This is a genomic window from Pseudomonas sp. 05T35, assembly GCF_056396605.1.
The window spans coordinates 1-11553 of sequence record NZ_JBFTLU010000127.1 but is presented as its reverse complement, the minus strand read 5'-3'; the positions used below and the strand labels follow the sequence as shown (position 1 = coordinate 11553).

Below are 11553 nucleotides of genomic sequence, written 5' to 3'. Positions count from 1 at the left end.
AGGCTGCGTTGCGTGTCCGCAGGACCGCCCTCGGGGGCTACTTCGTAGCCCAACGCAGCCTCGTGCCTCGGCAGCTGCTACGACGATTTGCTACGGCTATTCGTCCAGAATTTGCAGGTGGAGCGCACGGGACTGGTACACTGCGCGACATTTTGTTTTGCAGGCCAGTCCCGTGACCACCATCGCCACCGCTTTTAATACTTTGCCGCTGTCCGCCGCCATGCTGGCTAACCTCGACTCCCTCGGTTATGCCCAGATGACGCCGATCCAGGCGCAAAGCTTGCCGGTGATCCTCAAGGGGATGGACCTGATCGCSCAGGCCAAGACCGGCAGCGGCAARACCGCCGCTTTTGGTATCGGCCTGCTGAACCCGATCAATCCGCGCTTCTTCGGCTGCCAGGCACTGGTGATCTGCCCAACCCGCGAGCTGGCTGACCAGGTTGCCAAGGAAGTCCGTCGCCTGGCCCGCGCCGAAGACAACATCAAGGTCCTGACCCTGTGTGGCGGCGTGTCGTTCGGTCCGCAGATCGGCTCGCTGGAGCACGGCGCGCACATCATCGTCGGCACTCCGGGGCGTATCCAGCAGCACCTGCGCAAGGGTTCGCTGGTGCTCCACGGCCTGAACACGCTGATCCTCGACGAAGCCGATCGCATGCTCGACATGGGKTTCTACGATTCCATCGAAGAAATCATCGCCCAGTGCCCTGAGCGTCGCCAGACCCTGCTGTTCTCCGCCACCTATCCGGTGGGCATCAAGCAGTTGGCGTCGAAGTTCATGCGCAACCCGCAGCAGGTGAAAGCCGAGGCGTTCCACGACGACACGCAGATCGAACAGCGTTTCTTCGAGATTTCGCCGGAAGAGCGCATGGACGCCGTGGTCAAGGTCCTCGCCCATTACCGCCCGCAGTCCACCGTCGCTTTCTGCTTCACCAAGCAGCAAGTGCAGGAAACCGTCGACCACCGTGCATCGGCGCTGGCCGTAAAGACAAGGTTCGCCCGGGCGACATCCTTGGCGCACTGACTGGTGATGCCGGTGTTCCTGGCGCCCAGGTCGGCAAGATCGCGATCTTCGACTACCAGGCCTATGTCGCCGTGGAGCGCGGGATCGCCAAGCAAGCCTTGCAGCGCCTGAACGACGGCAAGATCAAAGGCCGCTCGCTGCGCGTACGGATTTTGTAAGAACAGCGCACTTCCCTGTGGGAGCGAGCCTGCTCGCGATGAGGCCAGCACATTCAACATCTATGTTGACTGTCAGACCGTTATCGTCGGAACGCCGCCCGGAGCCGGCTCGCTCCCACGGTTTGTTTTGTGGTGATACGTTAAGAGGACACCGTTTTGCGCCCTCGATCCAGCAGATCGAAAAAATCGAAAACGGCTACCTGCTGGAAACCACGTTGGGCCAGTTGACCTGCGAATCGCTGGTGATCGCCACCGGCGGCCTGTCGATTCCAACCCTGGGCGCTACCGGTTTCGGCTATCAAGTGGCCAAGCAGTTCGGTCACCAGTTGCTGCCAACTCGCGCCGGCCTGGTGCCGTTCACCATCACCGACCAACTAAAAGAGCTGTGCACCGAGCTCTCCGGTACGTCGGTGGATTGTCTGGTGAGCTGCAACGATCAGAGCTTTCGCGAAAACATCCTGTTCACTCACCGCGGCCTCAGCGGCCCGGCGATTTTGCAGATTTCCTCGTTCTGGCAATCCGGTGACGCCGTCGAAATCAATTTGATGCCCGACCACGACGTGCCGAGCTGGCTGCAACAGCAGCAAGCCGAGCGCCCGAACAGCGAACTGAAAACCCTGCTCGGCGAAATCTTCACCAAGAAGATGGCCAATCTGCTGGCCGACAACTGGTTCGTCTCTAAGCCGATGAAGCAGTACACCCACGCCGAGCTGGCCGATATCGCCACCAAACTGGCGAACTGGACACTGGTCCCGGCCGGTACCGAAGGCTATCGCACGGCCGAAGTCACGCTCGGTGGCGTCGACACCCATGAAGTCTCGTCCAAAACCATGGAATCGCTGAAAAGCCCCGGCCTGTACTTCATCGGCGAAGTGCTGGACGTCACCGGGCACCTGGGCGGTTTCAACTTCCAATGGGCCTGGGCCTCGGGTTATGCGGCGGCGCAGTACGTCTGATCCAACGTCGTACACAAAACAAAATGTGGGAGCGAGCCGGCTCCGGGCGGCGTTCCGACGATAGCGGTCTGACAGTCAACATGGATGTTGAATGTGCTGGCCTCATCGCGAGCAGGCTCGCTCCCACTTTGTTATGTGTTGATCCATAAGGAACAGTTTTTGCTGTCAGATGTGATCGGCGCCATTGCATCGTCGTCATTACTGGCTCAATTTAGCTGCATTGCCCCGGAAGGCCTCCGCACTTCATGCCATCAACCTCGTTTCGTCAGACTCTGCGTCGCCTTTGGGCGCTGGATAAATTCAGCTACAGCGTACGGGTGTTCATCGCCCTGACCGGCACCATGGCGCTGTGTTGGTATCAAAATGAAATGGGCCTGCTGATCCCGCTGTTCCTGGGGATTATCGCCAGCGCCCTGGCCGAAACCGACGACAGTTGGCAAGGCCGTCTCAACGCGCTGGCCGTGACGCTGGTGTGCTTCAGCGTTGCCGCGTTTTCGGTCGAGCTGCTATTCCCCTACCCATACATCTTCGTGGTCGCCCTGGCATTGGCCAGTTTCAGCTTGACCATGCTCGGCGCCTTGGGCGAACGCTATGGCGCGATTGCCTCGGCAACGCTGATTCTGTCGGTGTACACCATGATCGGTGTGGACCAGCGCGGCGGCGCGGTCACCGATTTCTGGCATGAACCGGTGTTGCTGGTGGCCGGTGCCGCCTGGTATGGCTTGCTCTCGGTGCTGTGGCAGGCGCTGTTTTCCAACCAGCCGGTGCAGCAGAGCCTGGCCCGGTTGTTTCGCGAGCTGGGGTTTTACCTGAAGCTCAAATCGTCGCTGTTCGAGCCGATCCGCCAGATGGACGTCGAAGCCCGGCGGCTGGAACTGGCGCAGCAGAATGGCCGAGTGGTCGCGGCGCTCAACGCCGCCAAGGAAATCATCCTGCACCGGGTCGGCAATGGTCGGCCGGGCTCGAAAGTCAGTCGTTACCTGAAGCTGTATTTCCTCGCCCAGGACATCCACGAACGCGCCAGCTCTTCGCACTATCCGTACAACGCCCTGGCCGAAGCCTTTTTCCACAGCGACGTACTATTCCGCTGCCAACGCCTGCTGCGCCAGCAAGGCAAAGCCTGCCGGGCATTGGCCGAGTCGATCCAGATGCGCCAGCCGTTCATCTACGACGACAGCTTTGCCGAAGCCCTGAGCGACCTCCACGCTTCCCTCGAACACCTGCGCATCCAGAGCAACCCGGCCTGGCGCGGTTTGCTGCGCTCATTGCGCGCACTGGCAGCCAACCTCAGCACCCTGGATCGTTTGCTCAGCGACGCGAGTAACCCCGACGCCCTGGCCGACGCCACCGACAGCAGCCTGCTCGACCGTTCACCGCGTAACCTCAAGGACGTCTGGACGCGCCTGCGCACACAGCTGACGCCGACCTCGCTGCTGTTCCGGCATGCCCTGCGTCTGCCTCTGGCCCTGACCGTCGGCTATGGCATGGTGCATTTGATCCACCCCTCGCAGGGCTATTGGATCATCCTCACCACGCTGTTTGTCTGCCAACCGAACTACGGCGCCACTCGGCGCAAACTCGGTCAGCGGATCCTCGGCACCGCGATCGGCCTGACCCTGGCCTGGGCGTTGTTCGATCTGTTCCCCAACCCACTGGTGCAGTCGAGTTTCGCGATTGCCGCCGGCGTGGTGTTCTTTATCAACCGCACCACCCGCTACACGCTGGCGACGGCGGCAATCACCCTGATGGTGCTGTTCTGCTTCAACCAGGTCGGCGACGGCTACGGGCTGTTCCTGCCAAGGTTGCTCGACACCTTGCTCGGCGGCCTGATTGCGGGGCTCGCGGTGCTGCTGTTCCTGCCGGACTGGCAGGGCCGCAGGCTGAACAAAGTGCTGGCCAACACCCTCACCTGCAACAGCATTTACCTGCGCCAGATCATGCAGCAATACGCTGTCGGCAAACGTKATGACCTGGCCTATCGGCTGGCTCGACGCAATGCCCACAACGCCGATGCGGCGCTGTCGACTACCTTGGCCAACATGCTCATGGAGCCGGGGCATTTCCGTAAGGAGGCTGACGTCGGTTTCCGTTTCCTGGTGCTTTCCCACACCTTGCTCAGCTACCTATCGGGCCTCGGTGCGCACCGTGAAATCCAGCTACCCGCTGACGTTCGTGAACAGCTGATCAGCGGTGCGGGTGTCAGTCTGGCGACCAGCATCGACGAAATCGCCCAAGGGCTGGCGAGCAAATCGCCGATTGCGATTCAGAGCGACGAAGAAGAAGCCCTGGCCGCCGGACTTGAACAAATGCCTGACGAGATCGACGAAGGTCAGCGTCTGGTGCAAACCCAACTGGGGTTGATCTGCCGACAACTGGGACCGTTGCGCACGCTGGCGGCGCATTTGATCAAGGATACGAGCGAGGATTGAGATCTGTGGTGACCGGGCGGGCCTCTTCGCGAGCAAGCCCGCTCCCACAGGGGATTTGTTGTGTACACGAGATCTACACCTGACACAGATCTACTGTGGGAGCGGGCTTGCTCGCGAAGAGGCCCGCACAGTCACCGTGACTTTCCGAGACGTTACATCCCATGCTGCCTGAGCAATCGCTCGTAGCTGCCATCCACCTTCATCGCTGCAATCTCGCGATCGAATCCGGCAACAATCTGTTCATGGTCGGGATTCTTCAGGCTGACCAGAATATGCAGGCTGTTCTCACTCAAAGGATTGGGCAGGAACTCCACGGCATTGCGCACCTTGGGTGATTCGCGTGCCAGGTAATAACGGGCGACGTATTCGTCTTCCAGGGYCAGCTTCACCCGGTCAGCGGCGAGCRTGCGCACGGCCATGGGGAAGCTGTGCACCTGCACTTTCTGCAAGGCGGCGTCACCGTCAAACGCGGGTGAATAGGCGTAGCCACGCACCACCGCAACCGGATAGGTGTGCAGTTGCTGCAAGTTGTTGTATTCGATCGGTGTGTCTTTGCGCTTGAGGAAGCGTACCCGGTTGAGCAGATACTCGCTGGAAAACTGCCCGATGTGGGTGCGCTCTTCGTTGAACCAGGCGTTGACCAGCACGTCGTAACGCCCTTCGCCCACCCCCAGCAAGGCTCTGGCCCAAGGCACCTGCTCGAAATCACTGGCATAACCCGCCCGCGCCAGCGCGGTGCTGACAATGTCAGTCGCCACCCCGCCATTGACCAGCGTGGCATCGGTAAACGGTGGCCAGGCATCAGCCACCAGCCGCAGTTTTTCTGCTGCGGCGGTCTGGCTCAGCAACAGCAATCCAATCAAAGCAACAGCTCGATGCAATCGCGGCATGCTAAAAAATCCTTAGCGGGCGGGCAGCCCAGCGTGTTTTTAGCCAAAACTCGAAGGCCGGTGTGCCGAATCGCGGCCACAACCCAGGCCCTAACAGTAGCTCATTGAAGTCACAACAAACCGCTAAAAATCAGATTACACAAAGAAGACAACGTCGCGAGAAATGAATGATGGCATTTTGGCCTTTGTCACAGTTTTTTATGCCACAAGACATCCCGCTGCGGGACGCTTAGTATCGGAGCGACGTTGTTCAAGGAATGTGAAGATGACAATCGATTGGGTCTGCAAACACCACAGCGATCTGGGCAAAGAGCAGTTGTACGCCATTCTGCAGTTGCGCACGCAAGTGTTCGTCGTTGAGCAGAAATGCGCCTATCAGGAAGTCGATGGACTGGACCTGGACGGTGACACCTGCCACTTGATGGCCTGGGATGGCGAYCAGCTGGTGGCCTACCTGCGTTTGCTCGACCCGATTTCACAGGGTGGCGACGTGGTGATCGGTCGGGTAGTGATCGCCCCTCTTGCTCGGGGCCAGGGCCTGGGTCATGAGTTGATGGCGCAGGGGCTCAAGCAGGCTGAGAAATACTGGCCTGAAGTGCCGATCTATCTGTCGGCCCAGGCGCATTTGCAGGGGTATTACGGGAGGTACGGGTTTGTCGTGGTGGGCGAGGAATACCTGGAGGATGACATTCCGCATATCGGGATGCGCCGTTCTTGAGGGCCTCTTCGCGAGCAGGCTCGCTCCCACACTGATCTATGACACGACGAAGGTCCCCTGTGGGAGCGAGCCTGCTCGCGAAGGCGTCAGTTGCGACGCCGCAAAAGCTCAGGGGTATTCCAGCACCGTTTTGATCTGCTGAAGATTGCGCTCGATCCAGCTTGGATCAATCGCCCCCCACTCCCGAATCCTGTACCGCCCGGCATGATTACGCGCGCCCTCTTCCTGCTCGAACTCRCACACAATATCCAGATCGGCCAACGCGGCAATGGTGTCCTGGGCTGTACGCCGCGGCATGCCGGTGACGTCGGTGAGTGCCGGGACATTGCTGGCCAGACCGCGGTCGATCAGGTACGCCACGTACAGCCGGCGGTAGAAGCTGCTTTTGGTCTTGCTGACATCCATTCCCACACTCCCGATTCCGATAATTACTGCATATCCCGCCACGTCAGGTACACCCGCAAGTCGAACTCCAGCTGGTGATAGCCCGGCAGCATGTGCTCGCACAGCTTGTAGAACGCTTTGTTGTGATCGGACTCTTTGAAGTGCGCGAGCTCATGCACCACGATCATTTTCAGAAACTGCGGCGCAGCGTCCTTGAATAACGAGGCGATGCGAATTTCTTTCTTGGCCTTGAGCTTGCCGCCCTGCACGCGCGAGATCGCCGTGTGTAAGCCAAGGGCGCGATGGGTCAGGTCGAGGCGGTTGTCGAACAGCACTTTGTCGATAGCCGGCGCATTGCGCAGGAATTCCTGCTTCAACTCCAGTGCGTAGCTATACAGCGCCTTGTCACTCTGCACCGCGTGCTTGTCCGGGTAACGCTGGCTCAGGTAGTCGCCCAGTCGATCCTGATCGATCAACTGGCGCACTTGGTCTTGCAAGGCAGCGGGATAAGCCTGGAGGTACTTCAGCGCGGTCATGGGTCAACAACAGAGTGACGAAAGACCGCCAGTGTAGCGAATTCAGGCGGTCAGCGCGCTCCAGTCAAACGGCTGCGCAAAGCCACCTGCATCCTCGGCCATCAGCGGCCTGGCCACCAGGAAACCTTGCACAAACTGGCAACCGTTGGCCTCGAGCCATCGATACTGTGCAACGGTCTCCACGCCTTCGGCGATCACCAACATCCCGAATTCCCTGCACAACTCGATGACACTGCGCACCAGCGCTGCATCCCGAGGCGAATCGGGTATCCGGGCAATCAGGTGCCGATCGAGCTTGAGCGTGTCCAACTGCAGATCGCGTAAATGCGCCAACGAGCATGGCCCCGAACCAAAGTCATCCAGCGCCACGCGCACCCCAAGGTGACGCAACAGGCGCAGCTGTTTGCGTGACTCATCAACGTTCTGGATCAAGGCGTCTTCGGTGATTTCAACTTCCAGCTGAGACGGCTGCAACTCATGACGCTCCAGCACCTGACGCAACTCGGTGACCAGATTCGGCATGCCGAACTGGGTGCTGCTCAAGCTCACACCGAGCACCAGATCCTCGGCAAACAGGTTTTCCCAGGCCTTTCGCTGCCTGGCACCGCGGTGGTAAATCCAGCTGCCGAGACGGCTAATCAGCCGTGCCTCTTCCAGCAGCGGTAAAAACAACCCTGGAGGTACATCGCCGACACTCGGATGCTGCCAGCGCAGCAACGCTTCAAACCCGCGTACGCGACCGTCGGCAATCGCCACCTGGGGTTGATACACCAGGTTGAAATCCTGATTTTCGATGGCCGTGCGCACGCTTTCTTCGAGCATCAGCCGCGAGCGCGCGCGACCGTTCATTTCATGGTCGTAGAAGCGATATTGCTGGCGCCCGGCACGCTTGGCCTCGTACATCGCGATGTCTGAGGCGCGCAACAAACCGTCAAGGTTGGAACCGCAATCGGGATAGGTCGCAATGCCGATGCTCGCACCAAGYACCACATCCAGTCCTTCAATTTGCTGACAGATCGAGATTCGCTCGATGAGCTTCTCGGCAATCTTCGCCGCTTGCTCAGGAAACTCCAGATCGAGCAACGCCGTGAACTCATCACCGCCCATGCGCGCCAGAATATCGAACGGCCGAAGACAGGCCTTCAACTGCTCGGACACCCAACGCAGCACCCGGTCACCGGCATCGTGGCCCAGGGAATCGTTGACCCGTTTGAAGCCATCCAGGTCCAGGTACAACAACACCCACGCGCTGTCGGAACGCTCACCGCGCAATAGCAGGTTTTCCGCAGTCTGGTAGAAGCCACGGCGATTGAGCAGCCCGGTCAGCGGGTCTGTGACAGCCTGAAACTCCAGCTGTTGATGCAGATGGCGCACCACCGACATGTCGAGCACGGTCACCACCATGGCCCGCTGTTCGGACGGCAATGGCGCGCAGGACAGCGCCACCGGCACTTGCTGACCCGGCGCGGTGCGCAGGATTGCATCGTGCACGCGCCAGGTCTCACCCCGTTGATAACCGGCATAAATGTCAGAATCAGCCCACACCGGCACGTGCGGTTTTTGCAGGAAGTCCACGAACTCCGCGCCTTGCAATTCGGTGACCGTCGCATTGAGCAAGCGGGACATGGCCGGGTTGGCGAAGCGGATCAGGCCGTCATCGCCCACCACCAGAATCCCTTCGGCGGCGTTATCCAGCACCGAGGCATTGAAGGCGCGTGCGGCTTCCAGATCCTGGCTCAAGCGCTGCAAGGCCCGGCGATTGCGCTGGTGTTCTAGCAGGGCCTGGACTTTGGGTTTGAGGATTTGCGGGTCAAACGGTTTGAACAGGTAATCCACCGCGCCACTGGCATAACCCTTGATCACCGCATCCTGGGACTGTTCGTTGGCGGTCAGGAAAATGATCGGGGTCAAACGGGTACGCTGGCTGCCGCGCATCAAACGCGCCACTTCAAAACCGTCCATCCCTGGCATCTGCACATCGAGCAGCACCAGGTCGACTTCATGTTCGAGTAACAGGCTCAAGGCTTCAAAGCCGGAAGCCGCGGTCATCACCTGCCAGTCCTGGCGCTGTAACAACGCACGCATACTGATCAGGTTTTCAGGGTAATCATCCACGATTAGAAGAACTGAGCTGCCTTCAACTGGCTTGGGTTGCGCGCATTCCATGCTGCTTCTCTTGTAGTGACGTCAGGCCGGTACCGTCGAAAAAACCGGACAACTCCACTCTAGACCGGGATCTGCGAAAGCAGTAGGTGTCATCACGCCATCACCGATGGCAAAGCCCCAGACTCCGACTAACGGTAAGCGCCAGAGACTGCGAGACCGGAAAAGGTGGCCATTCGACAGAGCATTGACGCCAGTTATCCGCCGGACGGGCATTAACAAGCATCCCTTCTACGCTTATAAAGACTGCCCTCTAACGCGCGGGCTAGAGCTTCTGGTACGCGCGTTCAGCTAGAATTCGCGGATGCTTTGACCATGATCGATCTCGCAACCTGGAACCTCAGTGTTCCTGTCGGCAGCCCCCCGTACACCGTTGATACCGCCAAACTGGTGGACGGTTTCAAGGATCAATACTTCAATTCCGACACCGGTACGCTGTTCTTCTGGGCACCGGTGACCGGCTCCCGCACGGAAAACGCAATTTACCCGCGCACCGAACTGCGCGAAACCTACAGCAACGGCACCTTGCGCAACTGGCTCTACCCCGAGGCCGATAACTTGCTGCACGCGACCCTCGCGGTGAACCAGGTGCCGAGTTCGGGCAAGATCGTCATCGGCCAGATCCACGCCTTCAACAGCCAAAAACCCTTGGTGAAAGTCGAGTACCAGTACAAGACCAGCACCTCGACCGGCAACATCGTCGCCAAGGTACGCATGCACCCGGACGACGATGTTGCTCGGGTGATCACCGTCGCCACGGGAGTGAAGCTGGACCAGAGTTTTTCCTACCTGATCCACCTCAGCCCCGGCGGCGCCCTGGGCATCAGCGCCGCGGGCTACTCATGGGACACCCAGATCAGCGCCACCTGGCGCGACAAACCGCTGTACTTCAAGGCCGGGGTGTACGTGCAGGACAACACCGGATACACCAGCGAGGGTGGGAAAGTGACGTTCAGCAAGCTGAATATTGATCACAACCCGAGCTGACAACTTGATCTCAACCCTTGAGGACGACTCGCTCCCCCGTAGCAGCTGTCGAGGCTGCGTTCGGCTGCGGAGCAGTCGTAAAACCTGACGCCGGGTTTCTTCAGGCAAACCGCATTTGCCGGATTACGACCGCCTTGCGGCCGAACGCAGCCTCGCAGGCTCGACAGCTGCTACGGGCATGGGAACGATCTGAGCGTCCGCAAATCCCGTAGGATTGCTCCCACTGTGGCGAGGGAGCTTGCTCCCGCTGGGTTGCGAAGCAGCCCCAAACCCTGCCACCGCATTTCCTCAGACACACCGCACCGCCCGGTTTACGACGGCTACGCCGCCGAGCGGGAGCAAGCTCCCTCGCCACAAAGGTCGCAGCACCGTCCTACACCCCGGTTGCAGCCGCCAACATCGACACCTAAAGTTCTCCCGTGGCTGACATCAATCGGCTACGGGGTTTCGCAGCCCTGAGGTACAAGTAGTAACCTAGCACCATACAAAGCCTAACGACGGTCGCATCAGCGCCCGGAGTCCGTTTTATGGTGGCTGTGTGTGGGAGACCTTCGAGTCTGCCGGGTTTCCTTGTACCTCGGTCTGCGAACCCGCACATAGCTACCACCCAATTCGTTTCGCAGCGAACGGCTGTAGCTCTTCTTTTAAGTACAAGGAAGATTTACTCATGACCATGAACCACCCGCCCCGCCGCTTCACCCCCTTCACCCAAATCGCCACCGACTACCCCGTCCTGCTCATCGACAGCCACGCCCCGCTACGCGAACTCCACGCCTGCGTCAGCGAACGCCTGCACGCAGTCCTCAGCTACCTGACCCTCATGGCCTGCACCAGCCTGCCCGACTACGCCGAGCGCGACATCAACACCGTCACCAACGTGGCGCGCTTGATGGTTCAGGACATTACCGATGTGTTCGGAGTGATCGAGCAGCGAGGGTTTGACGCGCCAGCGAATCGCTGAGCATTCGGCGCACACGAAAAAAGGGAGCAGTTTGAATAAACCTGCTCCCTTTTCACTTAATAAAACCCGCCCCGCCGCTTTTTTACTGACGCCGAAGAAAAAAACACGTCAGCACATCTGAGAAATCTTTACAAACAAGAAACATTTATTACAGAATGAGTCCTTATGATGGCGAATATAATGTCTGTCCTATAGGTATTTTTCACATCCAAATACCCGCACCACCTCAGGGGAACTGAGTTCCATGAACACTCGAGTCATCCGCAAAAAAGCAGTCTCGGCAATCACTATTCTCGCTATTGCTGCCATTATTTATTGCTTTCCGGTAGCCGCTCTTTGGTTTGTTATTG

General features: G+C 59.2%; 8 protein-coding genes and 2 pseudogenes. 6 read left to right on the top strand and 4 right to left on the bottom strand.

Going from position 1 to position 11553, the window contains the following annotated elements; translation table 11 throughout:
- Positions 1-220 precede the first annotated feature (220 nt).
- From AC1DH9_RS12410 to yccS, 3 genes and pseudogenes are all read left to right on the top strand, one after another.
- A pseudogene (locus tag AC1DH9_RS12410) lies at positions 221-1179 on the top strand (DEAD/DEAH box helicase).
- 167 nt (positions 1180-1346) lie between these two features.
- Positions 1347-2135 (top strand): annotated as a pseudogene (locus AC1DH9_RS12405) (BaiN/RdsA family NAD(P)/FAD-dependent oxidoreductase); the annotation flags it as partial.
- Between the two features lie 245 nt (positions 2136-2380).
- Complete coding sequence (gene yccS, locus AC1DH9_RS12400; RefSeq protein ID WP_477808241.1) at positions 2381-4564, top strand: YccS family putative transporter; 2184 nt, start codon at positions 2381-2383, stop codon at positions 4562-4564.
- Positions 4565-4716: 152 nt separating this feature from the next.
- Here yccS and AC1DH9_RS12395 read toward each other — a convergent pair whose 3' ends face one another.
- Entirely contained in the window at positions 4717-5454 is a 738-nt protein-coding gene (locus tag AC1DH9_RS12395; protein ID WP_477808240.1) for a substrate-binding periplasmic protein, read from the bottom strand.
- A 265-nt stretch (positions 5455-5719) separates the two neighbouring features.
- Here AC1DH9_RS12395 and AC1DH9_RS12390 point away from each other — a divergent pair, with 265 nt between their 5' ends.
- Entirely contained in the window at positions 5720-6172 is a 453-nt protein-coding gene (locus tag AC1DH9_RS12390) for a GNAT family N-acetyltransferase (protein WP_427545136.1), read from the top strand.
- 108 nt (positions 6173-6280) lie between these two features.
- On the opposite strand, the gene AC1DH9_RS12385 is transcribed toward AC1DH9_RS12390, so the two are convergent.
- Genes AC1DH9_RS12385 through AC1DH9_RS12375 form a run of 3 tightly spaced genes read right to left on the bottom strand, consistent with a single transcriptional unit; the run spans position 6281 to position 9258 of the window.
- Complete coding sequence (locus AC1DH9_RS12385; RefSeq protein ID WP_427545138.1) at positions 6281-6577, bottom strand: winged helix-turn-helix domain-containing protein; 297 nt, start codon at positions 6575-6577, stop codon at positions 6281-6283.
- Positions 6578-6600: 23 nt separating this feature from the next.
- Entirely contained in the window at positions 6601-7092 is a 492-nt protein-coding gene (locus AC1DH9_RS12380) for a M48 metallopeptidase family protein (RefSeq protein ID WP_427545140.1), read from the bottom strand.
- 42 nt (positions 7093-7134) lie between these two features.
- A complete protein-coding gene (locus AC1DH9_RS12375) occupies positions 7135-9258 on the bottom strand; it encodes a putative bifunctional diguanylate cyclase/phosphodiesterase (RefSeq protein ID WP_427545142.1) in 2124 nt (707 codons plus the stop codon).
- Positions 9259-9570: 312 nt separating this feature from the next.
- On the opposite strand from AC1DH9_RS12375, the gene AC1DH9_RS12370 reads away from it, so the two are divergent.
- Positions 9571-10242 carry a polysaccharide lyase family 7 protein gene (locus AC1DH9_RS12370; RefSeq protein WP_427545144.1) on the top strand — a complete coding sequence of 224 codons (672 nt, stop codon included), beginning with the start codon at positions 9571-9573 and terminating at the stop codon, positions 10240-10242.
- 667 nt (positions 10243-10909) lie between these two features.
- Positions 10910-11203 carry a fructose-bisphosphate aldolase gene (locus AC1DH9_RS12365; protein WP_427545146.1) on the top strand — a complete coding sequence of 98 codons (294 nt, stop codon included), beginning with the start codon at positions 10910-10912 and terminating at the stop codon, positions 11201-11203.
- Positions 11204-11553 lie beyond the last annotated feature (350 nt).

Excerpts from the sequence above, each read along its gene's own strand:
- AC1DH9_RS12380 (WP_427545140.1), bottom strand. The coding sequence starts at position 7,092 with ATGACCGCGCTGAAGTACCTCCAGGCTTATCCCGCTGCCTTGCAAGAC.
- AC1DH9_RS12370 (WP_427545144.1), top strand. The coding sequence starts at position 9,571 with ATGATCGATCTCGCAACCTGGAACCTCAGTGTTCCTGTCGGCAGCCCC.
- AC1DH9_RS12365 (WP_427545146.1), top strand. The coding sequence starts at position 10,910 with ATGACCATGAACCACCCGCCCCGCCGCTTCACCCCCTTCACCCAAATC.